The organism is Mesobacillus maritimus (genome assembly GCF_023715205.1).
Taxonomy (GTDB): domain Bacteria; phylum Bacillota; class Bacilli; order Bacillales; family Cytobacillaceae; genus Mesobacillus_B; species Mesobacillus_B maritimus_C.
In genome coordinates, this window is sequence record NZ_JAMBNR010000007.1 from 177,824 (window position 1) to 200,219 (window position 22,396).

Genomic DNA, 22,396 nt, shown 5'->3' on the forward strand with positions numbered 1-22,396 from the left:
ATAACAATATGGCAATCCTCTATACTAGTAGAAGTGTAAATTGAAAATGACTTAATATCTTGGTGGGAAAAATGGAAGAATATAATGTGAAAATTGATGCATTCGAGGGGCCGCTGGATTTGCTCCTCCATTTAATTAATCGACTAGAAATAGATATTTATGATATACCTGTCTCTGAAATAACCGAACAATACTTATTGTTTATTCACGCAATGAAAGAACTGAAACTTGATGTTGCAAGTGAGTACTTAGTGATGGCTGCAACCTTATTGGCAATAAAGAGCAAGATGCTCTTACCAAAGCATGAAGAAGAACAAGATGAGGAGTTTTTTTATGAAGAAGAAGAGGACCCTCGTGATGAGTTAGTGGAGAGGCTAATTGAATATAAAAAGTACAAAGAAGCAGCACATGAATTTAAATCACTTGAGCAGGATCGTGGGTTAATCTATACAAAACCCCCTAGCGATCTTTCGGATTATGCAAAAGAAGCACCATCAGATAAACAGGATTTAAATGTAACAATTTACGATATGCTCGCTGCTTTCCAAAAGTTAATGAGAAGAAAGAAACTACAAAAGCCATTATCGACGAAAGTAACACGGCAAGAAATCCCTATTGAGCGTCGGATGGGGGAAATTCTTGAACTTTTAAGGGAAAAACGAGAAAGAAAAAGTTTTTACGATTTATTTCCTGTTCCTGACCGGAGTCATATCGTGGTTACTTTCCTAGCGGTTTTAGAACTGATGAAGCGACAAGAAATTATCGTTGAGCAGGAACAAAATTTTGCTGAGATTTTCGTGACAGCACAGAAGGGAGCAGACAGTAGTGGAAATCGATAAATGGAAAGCAATTTTAGAAAGCGTTCTGTTCGCCGCAGGTGATGAGGGACTCTCGTTAAAGCAAATTGCTAGTGTTCTTGAAGTGGACGAACTAAAGGCTAAGGGGATTATTGATGAATTGCAAGGGGACTACGAAAAAAATGAGAATCGTGGAATCATGCTTATACAATTGGCCGGTGTCTTTCAACTTGTGACAAAAAAAGAATACGCGGTTTATTTAAAACGGTTAGTCGAGTCTCCAGGAGTCACCAGCCTTTCACAAGCTGCATTGGAAACATTAGCAATCATTGCCTACAAACAGCCAATTACTAGAGTTGAAATCGAAGAGATTCGGGGTGTGAAAACAGAAGGCCCTCTTCAAACCTTAGCAGCAAGAGCATTAATAAAAGAAGTCGGACGTGCGGAAGGAGCGGGGCGGGCTTATTTGTATGGAACAACCAAGGAGTTTTTAGATTACTTTGGATTAAAGAGCATTGCAGAGTTACCTCCCCTACCTGAAAAAATAGACGATGATGATGTTCAGGATGATGCAGATCTATTTTTTGAAAAATTTCAGGAGCTTTAGTTGTGCTACGTTATTAGGCTAAGACAAAGTACAGAATATATGATAAAATTGAAAATATTATTACTAATGCTTTTAAATGCTTTTGAAAAACGGTAACCGCATATTTATCAATGTATAGGGACCACTGGAACCCTAAGACTAATCGGGGAGGATAAGTATGTACATTAAACAATGCACAGGCTATGAACTCGAAAAAGAGAAATCAAACACATCCGAAGACTTCTTTAATCGAAGCGAAGTTCAATATATCGTTGATGGCGAGGAAAAAACTCTGTATGTGTTGTATTTGCGCTATTTTGATGAAATGATTAGTAAATTTATCCCATTTGAACAAGACCCCATTTTTAAAGTAGGGACTCGAGACGTGTCATTTAAAGAAACGGTAGCGATTTGTTGTTTATTGAAAAATCCTGAACTTCGACATCGGAAACGGGTATACATTAATTCAGAGAAAGAATTTGCTACTCTATTTCAGGGAATCAATTTTGATATGCTAAAAGAGTTATTTAAGAACCTTGAAGATAAGAACGGTTATGAAATTCGATCTTCCATGGAATTTATAGTACAACCTGCATAGAGCACTAGGTTTTTTTATAATATTTTGGGAGGCATACTTACATGGGGAATACAATCGTTGAAACGCAAATTCATGATGTAAAGGATTTTCTTGGACAAACGGTTTCTAAATTAGAAGGTTATTTGAATGAAACAACCCTTCAAGGGTTGCAAGCGGAAGTAGCCGGTAATACGGAATATTATAAGTTGATTCTTTCTACGATTCGAAGACTTTCTGTTTTTTGTGAAGAAGGGTTAGAAGCATGTCAAGTGATTCATAAAGCACAACCGTTTTCAAAAGTAGCTGCGGAAAAAACACTCTATCGAATCTATAATTATTGTATAGAAGAATTTTTCTCTCCTAAATCGGATGCTTGGTATGAGGATAGCAGATCCGCTTATACTGGGAAGAATGCCATTAAATATAGGGAAAACGTACCTTTAAGTTTAAAAGAATTAATTGTCTCACTAGAAGAGGACTTTCAAAGAATTAGAGAAGAACTTGAATATTACGAGACAGATTATCGAACTAAAATTCTTCAATCAAAATAGTGACTAGGCTGTAGTCGTCAGGCTGTCGAGGGTTACTCGACAGCCTCTATTTTTTAAATGCATGAATACAAGTTACTGCGTTAATATGTTTTGAATTGTTTTTTAAAACAGAGATAATCTTCAAAGATTGACGAAAAGAATCCCCTTTTTCAATAAACTGACGACTACGCTGTAGTCGTTATTTTTTTGCTAGTAAAAAATCTTTTTAGATTCTAAACGATGGGCTGTTTATCACTAATAAAAATAAGTGAAGTGCATTTTCCCTTGCTTAAGGATTATTAATCAGGTGCAAAATGATTTGATGAAATCACTAGATATTCAAGTCATAACTAGCCTTGTCCTGCATAAACTTGTACAAACTGCCAAAGAGAGACGAGGTCTGTTCAATGAAGAGAAAATGGATAATTGTAATGCTACTGGGTCTTTTATTATTCCAACATTCTCCTGTATCTACAGGTGCTGTAGGTTCAGTTAGCGCCAGAAACGCTATTTTAATGGAGCAGCAGAGTGGGCGAATACTTTATGAAAAACAAGCTCACCAACCCGAGCGAATTGCAAGTATAACAAAAATTATGACGGCAATTTTGGCGATTGAATCTGGTAAACTGAATGATCAAGTGAAGGTTAGTAACAATGCTTCTGGTACAGAGGGATCTTCTCTATACTTGGTGGCCGGGGAAAAGATTTTATTAGAAGATTTAGTTTATGGTTTGATGCTAAGGTCGGGGAATGATGCTGCTGTTGCAATTTCAGAACATGTGGGGGGAAGTTTAGAAGGGTTTGTATTTTTAATGAATCAAAAGGCTGAGGAAATAGGGATGAAAAACACTCATTTTGCTAATCCTCATGGCTTAGACGATCATGAAGAGCATTATTCAACAGCTTATGACATGGCTTTGTTAACAAGATATGCGATGAATAATGAAACTTTTAGGGAAATCTCTGGTACAAAAGTACACCGGGCACCAAATCCAAATGAATCTTGGGATCGAGTTTGGAAGAATAAAAATAGATTGTTAACTGGGCTGTACAAACATTCAACTGGTGGAAAAACCGGTTATACCAAACGAGCAAAAAGAACTCTAGTGTCAACTGCGGCAAAAGGGGATCTGGAATTGATTGCCGTAACCTTAAATGGTCCAGATGACTGGAATGACCATATTAGTATGTTTGAAAGTGGATTTGACCAATACGATCTTACTGAAATCTTACCAAAAGGAAAAGTCAAAGGAGTTAAGGATTCCTTTTATAAGGGGAAAGTTTATTTAAACCATTCTTTTGATTATCCATTAACCTCTGAAGAGGAAAAATTAGTCAGGGTTGAATATAAGTTATTAAAACCAACTGATGATCAGGATTTGCGTAAGATCCCCGAGGTGGTAGGGAAAGCCGAGGTATATTTAGATAAGGAAAAAATTAAAGAATTGCCTATCTATTTTAACCATCCACCTGAAAAGGATAAATCGTTCATAGATTACTTTAAAAATATTTTTACTAGTGTGACGGGTATGAAGACCAATGGTTAATTATATATGGGTAGGAATGACAATTATAGGTTTAGTATTTGCGGCGATTAATGGAACGATGGATGATGTGAATGAAGCGGTCTTCAAAGGAGCTCAAGAGGCAGTAACTCTTTGTATTGGCTTGATTAGTATTCTCGTTTTTTGGCTCGGTATGATGAGGATTGCAGAAACGGCAGGGTTACTCGATAAACTATCGAATCTCTTTAGACCTTTAATTTCAAAATTGTTTCCCGATATCCCTGCCGGCCATCCTGCAATGGGGTACATTCTTTCTAATATGATGGCAAATGTATTTGGTCTAGGCAACGCGGCCACACCTCTAGGGATTAAAGCGATGGAAGAGTTAAAAAGATTAAATGGTGGCAAAGATTCAGCAAGTCGGTCGATGGTTACATTTTTAGCCATTAATACTTCAAGTATCACCCTAATCCCAACCACAGTCATTGCCATAAGAATTACTTATGATTCAGCCGCACCAACTGAAATTGTTGGAACAACGCTAATAGCAACATGTATTTCGACAGTAGCCGGAATCACCATTGACAGATATTTTTATTATCGAAGAAGCCGAAAAGGATGATCGCCTTATGCAAATCATTTCATTAATCTCCCTTTGGTTTATCCCAGTATTAATAGGGTTTATCTTGCTTTATGGAACACTTAAGAAGGTCCCAACTTACGAAACATTTGTGGAAGGTGGGAAAGAAGGAATTAAAATGGCAGTATCCATCATCCCATTTCTAGTAGGGATGATGGTGGCAATCTCAATTTTTAGGGCCTCTGGAGCACTTGATTTTATGGTTGATTTCATTCGACCTGGATTAGAAAAGGTGGGCATACCTGCCGATATTATTCCATTAGCCATCATCAGACCGATTTCAGGAAATGCGGCATTAGGAATGACGAGTGATCTGATTGCAACCCACGGACCAGATTCATTTATTGGACGCTTAGCTTCTACCCTTCAAGGTAGTACGGATACAACTTTTTATGTGCTTACTGTGTATTTTGGTGCAGTTGGGATTAAGAAAATGGGGGATGCATTAAAGGTAGGATTACTAGCCGATATAGCAGGGTTTATTGCCGCAATTGTTGTGGTTACAATAATGTTTGCTTAATATTCTTCTATAGAAAAGATGCCTTTTTCAAAAGGTATTTTTTTTTTGTTTACTTTGTAGGGTAGGTTACTTTGAAAACATAGGGTTTTATGTCATAATTCATTAGGATAGGTATGATTGTGAAATAATTTTGAATGAGATCGTTAATAGGAGTGAATGTCAGCATGGATAGACTGCAAAAAGTGATTGCACATGCCGGAATTGCTTCAAGAAGAAAAGCAGAGGAATTAATTCTTGAAGGCAAAGTAAAGGTGAATGGGACAGTTGTAAAAGAGTTAGGAGTTAAGGTTGGTCCATCAGATAAGATAGAGGTAAATGAGGTACCATTAGAGCGTGAAGAACCAGTCTATTTTTTACTTTATAAGCCGCGTGGGGTAATTTCTAGCGTTAAGGATGATAAGGGAAGAAAAGTTGTAACGGATTATTTTACTGAGATTAAACAAAGGATTTACCCGGTGGGGAGATTAGACTATGACACTTCAGGTGTGTTGCTGTTAACAAACGATGGAGAGTTTGCAAACCTTCTTATGCACCCGAGTAGTGAGGTCGAAAAGGTTTATGTGGCAAAGATAAAAGGAATCCCACAGAAAGAACAGTTGAAAAAGCTCGCAAGAGGAATCCAATTAGAGGATGGCAAGACGGCACCAGCTAAGGTAAAACTGCTATCCTTTGATAAGAAGAATCAAACAGCGATAGTTGAATTAACAATTCATGAGGGAAGAAACCGTCAGGTCAGAAGAATGTTTGAAGCTATAGGACATCCAGTGATGAAATTAAAACGTGAACGCTATGGGACACTCACATTGCATGGGTTAAACGCAGGGGAAGCAAAAGAACTAACTCCTCATGAGGTAAAGCAATTACGTGTGTTAGCAATGAAAAAGACAAGTAAATAATCTGTATTTCCAAGGTTAAAATGATATAATGTTTGAGGTTGGGGAGGCGAGAAACAATGAAAAAAAAGCGACTATTCATTCGCACCGTTATCCTAGTAATTCTAGCCGCTGCGGTTGGCTATACACTTTATGCAAATTTTAAAAAGGATGATATTCAGCACGTTGAAATTGGAGAGCCTGCTCCTGATTTTGCATTAGTGGATATGAACGGTGAAAGACATCAATTATCTGATTATCAAGGGCAAGGCGTTTTCTTAAACTTTTGGGCTACTTGGTGTAAACCGTGTGAGCGCGAAATGCCTTATATTGAAAATTCATATCAAGAATTTAAAGATAAGGGAGTTAAAGTACTTACAGTTGATGTTGGGGAGTCTGATTTAGTAGTTAACAACTTTATTAAACGTCATGGACTTACATTTCCTGTCATGATTGATACAGACGATGGGCAGGTTCAAGCTGCTTATAAAATTAATCCGCTTCCGATTACATTCCTTATAGATAAAGATGGAAATGTTGTTCGTTCTCATACAGGAGAATTAACTCAGGAAACTGTTAACCAGTTTATGGAGGAAATCCAACCTTAATTGAAAGGTGATAACGGGGAGTTTTGGAGATGAAAGATGTAAAATGCGAATGTGGTCATGTAAATCCACATGGTACGGTACTTTGTGAATCATGCGGAAAAGTGCTCGTTGATAGCAAAACAGATGAAAAATTACTGGATATGCGTTATGAAGGAAGTGCAAGAAGGTCCCAAACCTATAAAAAGACGCTAGTAGATAAGGTTTGGAATTTCTTCTCTTCCGTTACAGTAGGTGTCTGGTTGATTGTTATCACATTATTAGCTTCCATTATTGGAACGATTTTGCCCCAGGAGATGTACATACCGAAAACGGTTACTCCATTGGAACATTATGAAACCGAGTATGGCTGGTTTGGAAAACTTTATTATGAGCTAGGATTTCATAATTTATACAGTTCTTGGTGGTATCTATTGTTGATTGCATCCATAGGGGTGTCACTAGTTATCTGCAGTTTAGATCGAGTTATTCCACTTTATCGGTCGCTTAAAAACCAGCGAGTCACTAGGCATGAGGGGTTTTTAAAGCGTCAACGTTTATTTGGGATTTCAGAAGAACCAGTCTACAAAGTGGATTTTAATGAACTGAAAAACCGATTGAAATTGAAACGTTATCATATCCGTGAAGAAGACGGGAATATCCTTGCAGAAAAAAATCGCTTTTCTCGTTGGGGACCTTATGTTAATCATATTGGTCTAATTATTTTTCTTATTGGTGGCATGCTTCGCTTTGTACCGGGGATGTATGTGGATGAGACCCTTTGGATTAGAGAAGGTGAAACAAAGCCAATCCCTGCCACGAAGGGTCAATACTACCTTGAACATAATCAGTTTATTGTTGAATTATACGATAAAGAAAAAGATAGGGAAGTCTTTGAACAAGCCCTTACCAAAGCTGGTGGGGTGGTAAAAACTTATCAGGCCAATGTTACGTTGTATGAGAAAAAAGGTAATCAAGTTGCAGGTGAAGAACCTGAATTAGAAAAAGTAAGGGATCAAGAGATTCGTGTTAATGAGCCGTTGAAAATAGATGACCTAGCTCTTTATCAAGTAGATTATAAATTAAATGAATTCCATAAGATGTCGTTTGCCATGGAAAACAAGGAGACGGGTGAAGAGTTTGGTGATATCGTCGTTGATTTATATAATCCAGAAGAATTTTACGACTTAGGAAATGGGTATTCAGTTGAAGTCAAAAGTTATTTCCCGGATTTTACTTTTAACGAAGACGGAGAACCTGCCACTAAGTCAAAGGTTCCCAATAATCCAGCGTTTATTTTTGAAATGAAAGCGCCTAATAAGCCAGATGGGGAGATAAGTTTTGTTGCAATTCAGGAGACAATTGAACCCCTAACAGATAATGAATATAAAATGGCTTTTAGGGGTGTCGATACTAAAAATGTCACTGGTTTAACCGTTAGAAAAGATCACACATTGTGGACAATGGGGATAGGCGGTATCATCTTTATGATTGGTGTTGTTCAAGGAGCGTACTGGAACCATCGTCGGATTTGGATTAGAAAAATGGACGATAAGGTCTGGGTTGCTAGCCATACGAATAAAAACTGGCATGGGATGAAACGTGAACTTGAATGGATCTTGGAAGATACAGGATTAGATGTCCCGAAAGATCAAATAGAAGACGAAGCTAAGAAAGAGGCTAAGGGGGAAAATCATGGTTGAGTTAAGTGGAAATCTACTCTATGTAGCTTTCATTTGTTATTTAGTAGCAACAGCCTTTTTTGGTGGAGCAATAAGACAGAAAAAAGGGGAAGCCAAAAGGAAGGAAATGAATAAATGGGCCAAATTAGCCATTGTGGTTACCATTATTGGATTTGTAGCCCAAATAGGATACTTCATTACAAGATGGATTGCAGCTGGACATGCACCTGTTAGTAATTTATTTGAGTTTACAACCTTTTTTGGTATGTGCTTAGTTGGTGCATTTATTGTTATTTATTTCATGTACAAGACACCCATGCTTGGTCTATTTACTTTACCGGTTGCGATTTTGATCATTGCTTATGCAAGCATGTTTCCGCGAGAAATCTCACCGTTGATCCCAGCATTACAGAGTGACTGGCTTCACATTCATGTAACAACAGCTGCTTTAGGCGAGGCAATTTTAGCGATTTCGTTTGCCGCCGGGCTTATCTATCTAGTTAAAAATATTGACCAAACTGTTAAAAGTAAACGTACTTTTTGGTTAGAAGTTACCATGTATGGGATTATTAGTGTCATTGGCTTTATTGCGGTAACGGTCGGGTTTAACGTGGCCAACTATGAAACAGAAATTAACTACCAAGATAAAAACGGAGTAGAGTCAACTTACGAATATCAGTTACCACCTGTGTTTGGACCAGATGGAGGAGAAGTGACAAAAGGGAATTTTGAACCCCTTATTGAAACTCCTGCACTTATTAACTCTAAAAAGTTAAATACTCTAGTTTGGTCGTTGGTAGCCGGTCTCGTCCTTTATTGGGTAACGCGTTTGATTTTACGTAAGCGAATTGGAGCAGCATTACAGCCTTTAACGAAAAATATTAACCTTGATCTAGTAGATGAAATTAGCTATCGTTCGGTATTAATTGGTTTTCCTGTCTTTACACTAGGTGCACTTATCTTTGCGATGATTTGGGCTCAAATTGCCTGGACACGTTTCTGGGGCTGGGATCCAAAAGAGGTTTGGGCATTAATTACTTGGTTGTTTTATGCAGCGTTTCTTCATCTTCGTCTATCAAAAGGTTGGCATGGAGAAAAGTCCGCATGGTTAGCGGTTATTGGTTTTGTCATTATCATGTTTAATTTAATTGTTGTAAACTTAGTCATTGCAGGCTTGCATTCCTATGCAGGGTCCTAGATTTTCACGGAAGCCTTCACTATTATGTATAGTGAGGGCTTTTTCGACTTACTACTAAGACAATAATTATTGTTATAAGAGATAAAACAATGATGGTTGAGAAACCTTTAATTTATGTTATTCATACATAGCATTCACATTATAAAGTAAGGAATTGATAACAATATAGCAAAAAGTCTAAAAGGATTTATACATATAGTGAAATTATGTCTATTTTAAGGCAAATGCATAGGTTAACATTATGAATAAGATAAAAAACAATAGCAACATAGTAAATCATTCAGTAAAATAATTAACAGGAGGGATTATTCAAATGGAGAAGGATATTAAAGTTTTAGTAGTGGATGACGAGGAAAGAATCCGAAGATTATTAAAAATGTACTTAGAGCGTGAAAACTATATCATAGATGAAGCGGAAGATGGTAATGAGGCTCTAGCAAAATCGCTGGCAAATGATTATGATGTCATCCTGCTTGATTTGATGATGCCTGGTATGGACGGGATTGAGGTTTGTCGTGAATTAAGGGAGAAAAAATCAACCCCAGTGATTATGTTAACGGCAAAAGGTGAAGAAGTGAACCGTGTTCAAGGCTTTGAAGTAGGAACAGATGATTATATTGTGAAGCCTTTTAGCCCAAGAGAGGTAGTGTTAAGAGTGAAAGCGATGCTTCGCCGTTCTTCTAGCACTAGTTACTTACAAACGGAAACGACGACCAAGGATGTTATCGTATTCCCTCACTTAACGATTGATAATGATGCACATCGAGTTTCAGCTGACGGAAAAGAAGTAAGCTTAACTCCGAAAGAATATGAATTGCTCTATTTCCTTGCCAAGGCACCGGATAAGGTTTTTGACCGTGAGCAGTTATTAAAAGAAGTATGGCATTATGAATTTTTTGGAGACTTGAGGACAGTTGATACGCATGTTAAACGCCTCCGTGAAAAATTAAATAAAGTTTCTGAACAAGCAGCGAAAATGATTGTCACTGTTTGGGGGGTTGGGTATAAATTTGAGGTTGTCAATGAATGATGTTTTGGCGCAGTGTAGTAGGTAAATTATGGATTACCATTCTTTTGCTAGTTGCCTTTGTGTTATCCATTCTGACTGTATTGTTACTAGAGTTCTTCGAGAATTATAACATAACGAAAGCTCGAGAAGATCTAGTCTATACAGCTGAAAAAATTTCGCAAAGCCTAGAACAGCATGGTGGAGAAGAACTAGGGATAGGACTAGAGATTACCTGGGGGTTGCTGGATGAAGTGACCAATGCCGCGGTGATTAAAGATGAAACCACTTATTTTTATTCACCTGGATCGGAAAAATTGCAACGACTCCCCATTTCTTATTTCCTAGAAGAAAAAGAAATGGCGGCTGTTTTTGAGAATGGAACAAGTGTAGACACCATTATAACTTATACTCAAGGTAGTGCCGATGAAACTCAAAGGCAATATGTAATTATTGGACAGCCCCTTCTTGGTTTTGAAGGTGGTGACGGTGCTGTTTTTGTCTATCAATCCCTTGAAGTTATGGAAGAAACGATGGAACAAACTACGCAAATCGTTCTGATTTCTGCAGGAGTTGCTCTTGTATTAACAACAATATTTGCCTTCTTTCTTGCGACTCGTATCAATGCACCATTAAGGAAGATGAGAGAAGCAGCATTCGAAGTGGCCAGAGGAAAATTCGATACTAAGGTACCAATCCTCACAAATGATGAAATTGGTGAACTAGCTACTGCTTTTAATCAAATGGGTAGACAATTGAAATTTAATATGAATGCACTTAGCCAAGAGAAAGAACAACTTTCGAGTATTTTAAGCAGTATGGCAGATGGTGTCATTACATTTAACCGTGACGGGACGATTCTCATTACCAATCCACCAGCCGAGCAGTTTCTTCGATACTGGTATTATGAGCAAGGTGCAAATGAAAATACGGATGCCGTCCCGACGAAAGTAATGGAACTTTTTCAGCTAGCTGTTAACACAGTAAATGAACAAGTTGGAGAAATCACATTGCAAGGTCGCTCGTTTGTCATTATTATCAGTCCATTATTCAATAAGAATACAATTCGTGGAGCTGTTGCTGTTGTCCGCGATATGACTGAAGAGCGTAAAGTGGATAAGCTCCGTGATGATTTTATTGCTAACGTTTCACATGAATTGCGTACTCCAATATCAATGTTACAGGGCTATAGTGAAGCAATTGTGGATGGGATCGCAGAAACGAATGAGGAAAAACAAGAAATGGCTCAAATTATCTATGATGAATCACTCAGAATGGGTCGACTTGTAAATGAGTTGCTCGACCTCGCTCGAATGCAAGATGGTCATATCGACCTTGAAGTAGAGTCGGTTGAAATAAAACCTTACATCACCCGTATAACTCGAAAGTTCCAAACGCTTGCAAAAGAGAAAGATGTTCAATTAAATACAGAAATAGAAACGAACGAGGAAATCTATTATTTTGACCCTGACAAAATTGAGCAAGTGCTAACGAATCTTCTTGATAATGCCATTCGACACATTTCACATTCAACAACGATTTCTGTGAAGGTGAAATCAAACAGCCATGAACTCTTGTTTGAAGTCAGTGATGAAGGCCCTGGAATACCAGAAGAGGATTTGCCATTCCTATTTGAACGATTCTATAAAGGAGATAAATCCCGAACTAGAGGGAGATCAGGTACAGGCCTTGGTTTAGCGATTGCCCGGAATATTATTGAGGCCCATAAAGGGACGATTTCTGTTAGGAGCAAATTAGGACAAGGGACGACATTTTCCTTTTTTATTCCACGAAATCATGACAGTCTTTAAAAATCTTGACGACTTATCTTGATTCACAAGAAACAAAAAGAAAATTTAGTGCATAAACCCCTTCCTTAATAGGTGGGGGTTTCCTTAGGTTTGGGGTGAATAACTCTTCCTTTTTGTTATCCGGAAGAATATAGTTAAAGTGAAACTTTTAATTCATATATTTCGACTAATTTACTATACGGAGGGGAGAAGAGATGGACTCCGTTTTTGATTCTATATATCAAAAATATCATCAAGACTTATATCGCTTCTTATTTTATATGGTGAAAAATAAGGAGGTTGCCGAAGACTTAGTTCAAGAGGTGTATATACGAGTATTAAAGGCATACGACCGCTTTGAAGGCAATAGCAGCGAAAAGACTTGGTTGTTTTCAATTGCAAAAAATGTTGCAGTCGACTATTTTCGAAAACAAAAAGGATGGAAAAGATGGGTTTTGGAGAAGATGGACTTGTCTACGGCCCAAGTAAAAGACCATTTGCCTTTACCGGATGAAATTGCACAGCAACAGGAAGAAATCGGTCTCATCTACAAATGTTTAGACCAGTGTACAATAGACCAAAAAATGGTCATTCTTTTAAGATATATCCATGAATTATCAATAAGTGAAACAGCAGAAGCGCTTTCTTGGACTGAAAGTAAAGTAAAAACAACGCAGCACAGAGCCATCAAAGCTTTACGTAAGTACATGGGTGAAATGGACAAGGAGGTGATGCTTGGTGAAGAGATCAAGGCTAAGTGAACGTGAAGTGGAAAGTTTACTAAAACAGTTGCCAAAGGTCAGTGATCAACGATCTCCTAATGAAATCTATCAAAGCATAGTGAGTAAAAGGAAGAGAACAAAAATACCTAATTGGCTTTTACCTGGACTGGCATCTTGTGCGGTTCTAGTACTTGTTGTTATTCTCTCACCATCACTATTGAATTTTCGGGAAAGTGTGAACGACCACCCAGCTACGGAATTTAATTCAAGTCCGGACGCCTCAAAGCGATTAGGCGTAAAGGAAGCTAATACTCTCGATCATCAACAAGAAAAGTCAGCTGAAAATCAGATAAACTACGATTCATTCTCAGGAACCGAGAATCCAACCGCAGTGTATTCAACTGATGTAGAAGGACATCTAGCACTGACTTATGCAATACCAGATAAGAATGCTCAAGTAACTGTACCAATTACGGTATTGATTGAAAAAACGACCTATAAAACTTGGTTTGAACAGTTTGAAGAAACAATGCTGAAGCTAACAGAAGAAGAATGGGGATTGGCGGATTATTTTCCACTTAACGCTGATTTGCGCTATGACCAAGCAAGTGAGACGGTCTATATAGACGTCCCTGCTGAGCATCGGTACGGCTTCGGTTCAACTGCTGAAACTATGTTTTTAGATACACTCCAAGACTCTTTTCCTATTGATAAGGTTAAGAAAGTGATATTCACAACAGAAGGTAAAGAAGGGATTCATTTAGGGAGTTATGGGAATATAATTGAAATGGAACTTGATGGTAAGTCACATAATTTGGCTTATTTTATCTATGACCCCCAAAATACTGATCGACCATATTTAGTTCCAACCGAAGATTCTTTTTCTTCCCTTGAGGGGGCATTCTCCGAAATGGAGCAAGACCAAACAGAACATGGGCTTAAGGCCTCATTACCTAAAGGAATTCACCTGGATATTTTGAATGAAAGCGAAAAGGGAGAAACGCTCGAACTTTATATTTCAGATGAAGTAAAGGGACAAAAAGATTTCCTCTTTAGCTTAGAAGCAATAATGTTAACAGCTAAAAGCTTTGGTTATAGCAAGCTAAGAGTAAAAACAGAAGGAATTAAGCAGGTAGGACCGTTTAGTTTAGATGAAGAAATCCCCTTGCCGGTAGCTCCAAATAAAGAAGTGATTGAATTCAACTAAAGCCTGATCGCCAGGCTTTTTCTTTTTTGTTTTTTTTCTAAAACCCTGTTGTTTTATTTTTTAACCGGTGAAAGAGCCTGACGGTTTCCTAGAACTGATTGGCCTCAAGTTACAATGGCCTAGGTTTTCTTCCTTTCGAAAACAGCTTTTTTTATTTGATGAGTATAAATTGTTCAAGGTTTACCAAATAATAACACCATGTTTTGTTATCTTCGCGTTGTGAACAACTCGTCTTTATTATTGAAGGGCTGATGGTCATATAATAGGAAGTGGAGTCCAAAAATCAGGGAGGAACAAAATGAAAGACTTGATTAAACGGCTACTTATAGCCGGAGTAGTTGGAGTTTGTATTAGTTTGCTCTTTCTTGGTGGTAACCAGCCAAAGGCAGAAGGTTTAACAAAAGGTACTGAGCATTGGATTTGGCCAACGGATGGGGAGATTACCGATACCTATGGAACTAGAAATGGAATGCACAAAGGGATTGATATAGCCTCAGCATTGAATACTCCGGTCTATTCAGTGGATGAAGGAGTTGTATCGAAATCGTACTACTCTGATACATACGGTCATGTAGTTTTTATCAAACATCAAAATAATTTTGAGACGGTATATGCCCACTTACATAAAAGAAACGTTGAAGAAGGCGAATGGGTGCAACAAGGTACTTTGATTGGGAAAATGGGGAATACGGGTGATTCCTCAGGTGTTCATTTACATTTTGAAGTTCATCATGACGAGTGGACTTATAATAAAAAGAATGCTGTTAATCCTGACCACACATTAGGATTAACAGAGGTTGGACAAGCTGTCCTTGCACTGAGTACAGCAAATCCAGGAGAATCCATTGAAACTTCGGTACAATTAGAAGGAGAGAGAGAAAGAGGAAATTCGGACAATGGGCAGACACAAAAAAGAAATCATATTGTGAAACCAGGGGAAACACTTTGGTCCATTTCACAAAAATACGGAATAAGTGTAGATGAATTAACTGAAATAAATCAATTATCAGACCCTATAGTGAAAGTAGGACAAGCATTAATGATTGTCGATAGTGTGTCAAAAAACCAGAGGCATTATGTTGTTTCGAAAGGAGATACTCTTAGTTCCATCTCTAGAAATACTGGGATTCCGGTATCTGATATTAAAGATAAAAACAATTTAAAATCGAACACAATCCATCCAGAACAAGTACTCATTATCCAATAAAAATCATTTGATATACGGGACAGAACGTCTCGTTTTTTTTTTTGAAGCTATTAACTTGTCAAGGGCTGAAAATTAAACGTTTTTGTCGTTTCTTTACTACAGAAAAAGCTGTACTCGTTAACATGTTGTTAAATCCTAGAGCTGACATTAACGTAATATTAGCCATTCAGGAAATATAATGGACAGCGTATACTCTGTCAAGATATGGACAAAAGCAAATGGCTTCACAAAATTATCTTGTTCTAGTATAATAGAGTTGTAATTAAATATGATCTATCTTCGGGGCGTGGTGAAATTCCCGACCGGCGGTGATGAGGATATATCTCTAAGCCCGCGAGCCGAGAGGCAGGATTTGGTGCGATTCCAAAGCCGACAGTATAGTCTGGATGGGAGAAGGTGGAGGTTCTGCAGACGTTCAAAAAATGTCTATTATTTGAACGTTTATTAAGTGTACCTTCGTTTTTAAAGTCTCCCTCATTCCTTAGGTTTGAGGGTGTTTTTATGTGCTGGTACATTCAAGTTGCTGAACCTTTCTTCTTTTGGATGGATCTCAAAAAGGAGAGAGGAAAAAGATGAACAAATTTAGTGTTAAGGCCTTAGTTTCAATTGGAATGTTGAGCAGTATTTCGTATGTATTAATGTTATTAAATTTCCCATTGCCGCCATTTCCGAACTTTTTAATGATTGATTTTAGTGATATTCCCGCTTTAATTGCTGCATTAATTTTTGGTCCGTTAGCTGGCGTGCTTGTGGAACTGTTTAAAAATATTCTAGATTACTTTATGACAGGGAGTGCAACAGGGGTACCTGTCGGTCATATTGCGAACTTCGTTGCTGGAGTAATCTTCGTATTACCCGTTTATTATATTTATAATAAATTAAAATCCACTAAAGGAATGACGATTGGTCTTGTTTCGTCGACAATAATTATGTCTGTAATCATGAGTATCTTAAATTATTGGGTGATTATGCCGGCATATACTCTATTCCTAAATATGCCAGCAATGGCGGCACCTGAGCTTAAAACGATGATTGTTACAGGTATCTTGCCATTTAATATTATAAAAGGACTGCTAATCACTGCTGTATTTATGTTATTATTCTCTCGTCTATCTACATGGATTAATAGAACACAACTTAAAAGTGCATAATTTACTATACTAGAAGAAACAGTTTTCCCTACTGTTTCTTCTTTTTGCATAATTTAAAGAAAAGTATAAAAGAAAAAAACCCCCGCCATAAAATGAGGGCACTGAAAAACTTACGTTTTTTATTCTGTAAATTCAAATGAATTCAAAAAGGCTATTTTCCACCTGTTTTTTAAGCGGAAAATAGCCTTTTTCCTTTTCTTTTTTTATTCCTTTTCATTAAGGAGTTTCAAAATTCGCTTGAGATTTACTGCAAATATCGCTGTGGCTCCTTGAATTTCCATACCAAATAGACCCGCAGATGTTGCTGTTTCATACCCGTGTCTATGTTTTAACTCATTATTTTTTGCTTCAATTTTATAACGAGAGCGTGCATGTTCTCTAAATTCTTCACTATTTTGAAATGCTTCCTGTTCCTTATGTTCTGTGGATTTTATTGAAACAGAATATGTTTTACTTTTTGCCCATCTTTATAACAGCCATCACGGAACGGACATACTGCACATTTTTTAATATCAAAGTAATAGGTGTCTTTTTTGATTTTTCCCTTGATCTTTCTTTCCCGTTCGTGCTTTTCGTATTGCCATGTGACCTGCTTTACAAACGTACAAACCTGCATCTTTATTAAACTCAAACTCATCCACTTTAGCACGTCCACCTTGTGTAATCTGTGGATTTAGTTTAGATACTAATTGAAACTCTTCGGTTTTTGCATACTGGATATTATCTTTTTCTGAATAAGCTGTATCACCAATGATTCTATCAATTGTCATGCCTGCTTCTTTACTTTTCTCAACTAAATCTTTCAGGTACTTTCCATCACTTTTCTCACCAGTAGTAACAATCGCAGCTGTAATAATCCGTTCATCACTCATAGCTATATGTGTTTTAAATCCAAAAAAAGAAGAGTCAGCTGTTTTGTGTCCGACACGTGCATCTGGATCATTTGAATAACTTAGTTGTTCTGCATAATCTTCTACAACTTCTTTATTTCGAACGCTCTATTACATCTACATCATAAATTGATTTAAGAAGTAAATATTTGAACATACGAATTGGCGAAACAGCATTGCGACCATTATCAAGACAATATTTTGTTTTTAATTCTTCAAGTATGAAATTAAAGTCTACAAGCTCATTTATTTTACGAAGCATATTATCCTTTGGTACAACAATATCGTATAAAGCCATGAATGGGCTAAAGTTGAAAGATTCTTGATTTGAAATCACTTGGATACCACCTACATACATTTGATAACAATATTATAAAGTAAAAAGGCAGTTGAAAGTTCATTAGATTGAACTTTCAACTGCCTTTAATAAAAATTAGACTTTTTCAGTGCCCTCATAAAATTAGCAGGGGTTTTTTGATTATAGGAAACTACTATTCGAATTTTAATGCGTCACCGTCAAATGGCTCATCTGCAACTTTAATGGAGTCAGTTGGGCAACCTTCAAAAGCATCCATCATGTCGTCTAGTAGTACATCTGGAATTTCAACAATTCCTTCGTTATCATCAAGTGTTACAAATGCGATGCCCTCGTCATCGTAATCATAGATGTCTGGAGCAGCAGCGCCGCATGCACCACAAGCGATGCAAGTTTCCTTGTCAACAATCGTATACTTTGCCATGAAAAAACCTCCCGTATTTTAAACAGTGTGGTATCGTTTTCGAAACTTTAGTGAAAACGTCATCCTCATGTTTATTGTAAGACTGTATCACTAACTTTTCAATAAAAAAAAGCATGAGAATACTTTTCATTCAGCTATTTTCCATTTAACTAACGTAGTTTTTCGTCATCATATGTCGATTCGTGCTAAAATAGGAGTAGGCTCTTATTATTTGCCTAATAGCTTAATTTTAGACTTTGGAAAGTGTACAGGTGATTTAAGGTGACCATTTCTTTTAAAGAAGCAGTCTTTTTATATTGTATGAAACAAATCCAAAATGAACGTTCCATTTATTCACTTTATCACTTATTTCAAGGGAAAAAATCGTCACAAACAATCCAAGATGCACATTTGTTTCGTCTCGATCCCTTTTTTCAATCCTATCCTCAGATTACCAGGGAAGAGATGGACCACATTATAGGTGTACTTCATGTAAATGGTTATCTCCATTCAATATCAAGTGAATATTATTACTTGACAGAAAAAGGAGAAAAGATAGTCCAGTCTCAAAACTTGATTTCTCTTCCGCCCAAGTATCTTCAGGGCTGGAAATATCATCAAATCACTTCTGTATTTTGGGAGAGACTTTCACTCCTTGTTCAAGTATATTCGAATCTTATTTATCAAAATAAGGGATTTATTCCAATTCATAATAAACCAGAGAACCTAGCGTGGATAAAGAATTACATAAAAATGCAAACTGGTAAAAGATTTGAATTGGCCAATGACCTTTATACAGAACTAATCAATTGTTTTCAACAAGATGAGAATATTGATCCTGCTGTCCTTACCTTAAGGTTAACAGGACATAATAAGATCGGTTTAACAGAAGGACAAGCAGCAGAACAGTTACAAATGGATTCATTTCATTACCATTTAGAATTCCTGAATATTTTACATTATATGATCTATATTTCAACCAATCAATATAGTAAGTTTCCTCTTTTAAGTGGGATTATTGGCAATAAACCACAAACAGTACCATTAACTTTGTCGACGGAAAAAACGTTGAGGCTATTAGAAAAAGGCTTCAACACAAATGAAATTGCTCGAATACGAAAGTTAAAGGAAAGTACGATTGAGGATCATATTGTTGAAATAGCCTTGCAAGTTAACGATTTTGACTTGCGTAAATATGTCTCGTTTGAAATGGAACAGCGAATCTTGACTGTTACAAGGGAAACCTCAGCTAAGAAATTAAGTCAAATAAGAGAAAAGGTACCTGAAGCCAATTATTTTGAAATTAGGCTGGTACTAGCAAGAAATGGTGGTCGACCGTGGAATTAGAAAAAGCATTATATCATTATTTTCAATTTACTTCTTTCCGACAAGGGCAAAAAGAAGTAGTTGAGTCGATATTAAGAGGGCAGAACACCCTTGCGATGCTTCCTACTGGAACGGGGAAATCATTATGTTATCAGCTCCCAGGTTATTTACTGGAAGGCAAGGTTCTAATTGTTTCGCCGCTTTTATCACTCATGCAAGATCAGGTAGAGCAGATGAAATCAATGGGGGAAAAACGTGTTATCGCTATTAACTCTTTTTTATCCCCTGCTGAGAAACGAAAGGCATTATCAAACCTTTCGTCCTATAAATTTATATTTGTTTCTCCAGAAATGTTAGGTGTAGATATTATCCTCAATAAGTTAAGAGAAATGACCATTGCCCTTTTCGTTGTTGATGAGGCCCATTGCATCTCTCAGTGGGGGTATGACTTTCGGCCAGATTATTTAAAGATAGGGGAAGTACGTGAAAAATTAGGAGCCCCGTTAACGATAGCTTTGACAGCAACGGCAACGAAGGAAGTTCGCGAGGATATCGTAAAGTATTTACAATTTCGTTCCTGGGAAGAGTTTGTGTTTAGTGTGGACCGTCCAGAGATATCGATTGGCATCGAGATTTTAGGGCATAAAGAAAAACAACAAAAAACACTTGAATTAGTTCAAAAAATAAAAGGACCAGGAATTATTTATTTTTCTAGTAAGAAATTAGCAGAATCAATGGCAGCTAAACTTAGAGATCAAGGAGAACGGGTGATGGCTTATCACGGAGGTCTTGATACTGAATCGAGGACACTTATTCAGCAACAATTTATCCACAATCAACTTGACATTGTTTGTGCCACAAGTGCCTTTGGGATGGGGATAAATAAGGATAATGTTCGTTTTATTTTACATTACCACATGCCGCTTCAGTTAGAAGCCTATTTGCAAGAAATAGGTAGAGCGGGACGCGATGGGAAGGAAAGTATTGCGATTCTATTCTATTCACCTGGAGATGAACAATTAAGTCTGCAACTCACTGAGGGTGAATTGCCAGAGAAGGAACAAATCCATCATCTTTTTATGCTCATCCAACAACAAAATCTTAAACTTGAAAATATTCACCTTGAATCAGAGCGATTCATCCCTGCATGTGGCTTTAGTGAAACACAATGGAGGGTTGTTGAAAGCTTTTTGGCATCTATGCAGAACGAGAATGTTCAGGAAGTTAGAGACCAGTTGTTAAATTATGTTACCAAGAGAATTCGGTTGAAACAGCAAAAGGTTTACCGTGTGCTGGACTATATCCAACATTCTGGATGTAAGCGAGAGTATATCCTGGATTATTTTGATGACCAAGGATCATCTGCAAAGAAAAATTGTTGCAGTTCTTGTGGCTTGGCACTCGAAGATTTTTATGGATCAAAAGCAGAGGAAATGGAACCCAACCTTCGATACAACTGGAAGAAGGATTTGGCTTCCATGCTAATAAAACAAGTGGGCGATTTACATGAAAAAAGACCAATATCGTGAGGTAATTAAAGGGTTAACGGATAAAGAATTATTATTCCATCTTTATTTAACTCAAGGATTATTGCTAATTGTTTCTTTCTTCTTAGGTTTGTTTTTGTTTGACTCCTTTTATGAATTTTTGACGTTATTCCAATGGGCAGATCCTAATATTTGGCAGGTTGGGGCTCTGGCAGGACTTATTGTTGTCGCAATTGATATGACCCTTATGAGGATTGTTCCTGCTAGGATGTATGATGATGGAGGCCTTAATCAACGAATCTTTCAGAATAAGAACATCATTCAAGTATTTGTGCTTGCGGCTATCGTCGCCATTAGTGAAGAAATCTTATTTCGTGGTGTGATTCAAACCCACTTTGGTCTCATTGTATCTAGTATAATCTTTGCTTTAGTGCATTATCGATACTTGTTTAATTGGTTTCTTTTCTTAAATATTGTAATTCTTAGCTTTGTAATAGGATTTATTTATATGAGAACAGGTAATTTATCCGTTACGATCTTGATGCATTTTACGATTGATTTTCTCCTCGGTCTTTCTATAAGCAGAAAAAAAATAGGGAGAGGAAGGGACTTTGAATGAACAAGGAAACGCCTTATCGTGACCAAGCTGAACGTACAAGGAAAAAGATAGTAGTAAACAACAAGAATACAAGTCCTGGGAGTGATGGTGATTTTCCGCCAAGGAGCCGCCTGCACAACCAAAGGAAACATAAAACGAATTTGAAACTGAAGTTTCCGATGATTCGCCTCCTTGTGCTATTCTTTATCTTACTCCCAATTTCCATATATAGCGGTTATAACTATTTAACTGGCGAGAAAGGTGAAAATGAAAAAGGTATTGTGAAAACAGAGGGCTATGAAAAAATTAATATTGAAACAACTGGATTGGTAGAAAAGCCGAAAAAGACAAATGAACCTGTTCGATTTGAAGAAAAGGATATCACTGTGAACACATCGAATGTTCCTGCAACTCCAGCGCCTTTGGCAGAGGATTCAATCCCTGTAGATAGCAAGAACATGTCTACCGCAGAACCAGAAACAGAGGTAGCTAACCAAACATACGAACAAATGGAGAAGGAAACGACAGCAAATGAACAACCAAATCAAGATGAACAAGAGCCTTTGGTCAAAACGGAGGACCAGGCTGAAGGGGAAATAGTTTATCACACAGTTCAAAAAGGGGAGAACCTTTTTAGAATCTCTTTGAAATATTTTCAGTCCCAGCAAGGGATGGAAATTATTCGAAAAGCAAACAATCTTCAAGGAGATGAAATTCAGTTAGGGCAGGTATTAAAAATTCCAATAGCAGAATAAGCCGAGGTGCGGCTTATTTTTTTTGTGATAAATGCTAAAACCTAGAC

22 protein-coding genes, 1 pseudogene and 1 riboswitch are annotated in these 22,396 nt (G+C 37.2%); of the genes and pseudogenes, 21 read left to right on the forward strand and 2 right to left on the reverse strand.

What is annotated here, in order from left to right; genetic code table 11:
• Window positions 1-71: 71 nt before the first annotated feature.
• The 17 genes from M3182_RS11980 (at window position 72) to M3182_RS12060 (ending at window position 16,574) form a co-directional block, all read left to right on the forward strand.
• Window positions 72-839 carry a segregation/condensation protein A gene (locus tag M3182_RS11980; protein ID WP_251430158.1) on the forward strand — a complete coding sequence of 256 codons (768 nt, stop codon included), beginning with the start codon at window positions 72-74 and terminating at the stop codon, window positions 837-839.
• Window positions 826-1,404, forward strand: a complete 579-nt coding sequence (gene scpB / locus M3182_RS11985; RefSeq protein ID WP_251430154.1) for an SMC-Scp complex subunit ScpB — start codon at window positions 826-828, stop codon at window positions 1,402-1,404. Before M3182_RS11980 ends, scpB begins: the two co-directional genes overlap by 14 nt.
• Before the next feature lie 157 nt (window positions 1,405-1,561).
• On the forward strand, window positions 1,562-1,981 hold the full coding sequence (locus M3182_RS11990; RefSeq protein ID WP_251430151.1) for a hypothetical protein: 420 nt from the start codon (window positions 1,562-1,564) through the stop codon (window positions 1,979-1,981).
• A gap of 41 nt (window positions 1,982-2,022) precedes the next feature.
• Entirely contained in the window at window positions 2,023-2,511 is a 489-nt protein-coding gene (locus M3182_RS11995) for a YpuI family protein (RefSeq protein ID WP_251430148.1), read from the forward strand.
• Window positions 2,512-2,897: 386 nt separating this feature from the next.
• Complete coding sequence (locus tag M3182_RS12000; protein WP_251430146.1) at window positions 2,898-4,037, forward strand: D-alanyl-D-alanine carboxypeptidase family protein; 1,140 nt, start codon at window positions 2,898-2,900, stop codon at window positions 4,035-4,037.
• Entirely contained in the window at window positions 4,030-4,617 is a 588-nt protein-coding gene (locus M3182_RS12005) for a nucleoside recognition domain-containing protein (RefSeq protein WP_251558192.1), read from the forward strand. The genes M3182_RS12000 and M3182_RS12005 overlap by 8 nt, the downstream gene beginning before the upstream one ends.
• 7 nt (window positions 4,618-4,624) lie before the next feature.
• Window positions 4,625-5,155, forward strand: coding sequence for a spore maturation protein (locus tag M3182_RS12010; protein ID WP_251430140.1), 531 nt, complete (start codon window positions 4,625-4,627; stop codon window positions 5,153-5,155).
• A gap of 164 nt (window positions 5,156-5,319) precedes the next feature.
• Window positions 5,320-6,051, forward strand: a complete 732-nt coding sequence (gene rluB / locus M3182_RS12015) for a 23S rRNA pseudouridine(2605) synthase RluB (RefSeq protein ID WP_251430137.1) — start codon at window positions 5,320-5,322, stop codon at window positions 6,049-6,051.
• 56 nt (window positions 6,052-6,107) lie between these two features.
• A complete protein-coding gene (gene resA, locus M3182_RS12020) occupies window positions 6,108-6,635 on the forward strand; it encodes a thiol-disulfide oxidoreductase ResA (protein WP_251430134.1) in 528 nt (175 codons plus the stop codon).
• A 29-nt stretch (window positions 6,636-6,664) separates the two neighbouring features.
• Complete coding sequence (gene resB, locus M3182_RS12025) at window positions 6,665-8,314, forward strand: cytochrome c biogenesis protein ResB (protein ID WP_251430131.1); 1,650 nt, start codon at window positions 6,665-6,667, stop codon at window positions 8,312-8,314.
• Window positions 8,307-9,491, forward strand: a complete 1,185-nt coding sequence (ccsB, locus tag M3182_RS12030) for a c-type cytochrome biogenesis protein CcsB (protein ID WP_251430128.1) — start codon at window positions 8,307-8,309, stop codon at window positions 9,489-9,491. Before resB ends, ccsB begins: the two co-directional genes overlap by 8 nt.
• Before the next feature lie 313 nt (window positions 9,492-9,804).
• A complete protein-coding gene (locus tag M3182_RS12035; protein ID WP_251430125.1) occupies window positions 9,805-10,521 on the forward strand; it encodes a response regulator transcription factor in 717 nt (238 codons plus the stop codon).
• Entirely contained in the window at window positions 10,518-12,308 is a 1,791-nt protein-coding gene (locus tag M3182_RS12040; protein ID WP_251430122.1) for an ATP-binding protein, read from the forward strand. Before M3182_RS12035 ends, M3182_RS12040 begins: the two co-directional genes overlap by 4 nt.
• Window positions 12,309-12,502: 194 nt before the next feature.
• Window positions 12,503-13,048, forward strand: coding sequence for an RNA polymerase sigma factor SigX (sigX, locus tag M3182_RS12045; RefSeq protein ID WP_251430119.1), 546 nt, complete (start codon window positions 12,503-12,505; stop codon window positions 13,046-13,048).
• Window positions 13,026-14,216, forward strand: a complete 1,191-nt coding sequence (locus M3182_RS12050) for a hypothetical protein (protein WP_251430116.1) — start codon at window positions 13,026-13,028, stop codon at window positions 14,214-14,216. The genes sigX and M3182_RS12050 overlap by 23 nt, the downstream gene beginning before the upstream one ends.
• A 298-nt stretch (window positions 14,217-14,514) precedes the next feature.
• Window positions 14,515-15,423 carry a peptidoglycan DD-metalloendopeptidase family protein gene (locus M3182_RS12055; protein WP_251430112.1) on the forward strand — a complete coding sequence of 303 codons (909 nt, stop codon included), beginning with the start codon at window positions 14,515-14,517 and terminating at the stop codon, window positions 15,421-15,423.
• Window positions 15,424-15,694: 271 nt separating this feature from the next.
• Window positions 15,695-15,825: riboswitch (FMN riboswitch) on the forward strand.
• A 170-nt stretch (window positions 15,826-15,995) separates the two neighbouring features.
• Window positions 15,996-16,574 (forward strand): ECF transporter S component, encoded by a 579-nt coding sequence (locus tag M3182_RS12060; RefSeq protein WP_251430108.1) that lies wholly within the window; start codon window positions 15,996-15,998, stop codon window positions 16,572-16,574.
• Between the two features lie 203 nt (window positions 16,575-16,777).
• Here the strand turns inward: M3182_RS12060 and M3182_RS12065 are convergent.
• Window positions 16,778-17,801, reverse strand: a pseudogene (locus M3182_RS12065) (transposase).
• A 154-nt stretch (window positions 17,802-17,955) separates the two neighbouring features.
• Complete coding sequence (locus M3182_RS12070) at window positions 17,956-18,204, reverse strand: ferredoxin (RefSeq protein ID WP_221872444.1); 249 nt, start codon at window positions 18,202-18,204, stop codon at window positions 17,956-17,958.
• A gap of 261 nt (window positions 18,205-18,465) precedes the next feature.
• On the opposite strand from M3182_RS12070, the gene M3182_RS12075 reads away from it, so the two are divergent.
• Genes M3182_RS12075 through M3182_RS12090 form a run of 4 tightly spaced genes read left to right on the forward strand, consistent with a single transcriptional unit; the run spans window position 18,466 to window position 22,349 of the window.
• On the forward strand, window positions 18,466-19,530 hold the full coding sequence (locus M3182_RS12075) for a YpbB family protein (RefSeq protein WP_251558194.1): 1,065 nt from the start codon (window positions 18,466-18,468) through the stop codon (window positions 19,528-19,530).
• A complete protein-coding gene (locus M3182_RS12080) occupies window positions 19,521-21,038 on the forward strand; it encodes a RecQ family ATP-dependent DNA helicase (protein WP_251558196.1) in 1,518 nt (505 codons plus the stop codon). Before M3182_RS12075 ends, M3182_RS12080 begins: the two co-directional genes overlap by 10 nt.
• Entirely contained in the window at window positions 21,016-21,615 is a 600-nt protein-coding gene (locus M3182_RS12085) for a CPBP family intramembrane glutamic endopeptidase (protein ID WP_251558198.1), read from the forward strand. Before M3182_RS12080 ends, M3182_RS12085 begins: the two co-directional genes overlap by 23 nt.
• Window positions 21,612-22,349 carry a LysM peptidoglycan-binding domain-containing protein gene (locus tag M3182_RS12090; protein ID WP_251558200.1) on the forward strand — a complete coding sequence of 246 codons (738 nt, stop codon included), beginning with the start codon at window positions 21,612-21,614 and terminating at the stop codon, window positions 22,347-22,349. Before M3182_RS12085 ends, M3182_RS12090 begins: the two co-directional genes overlap by 4 nt.
• Window positions 22,350-22,396: the final 47 nt, after the last annotated feature.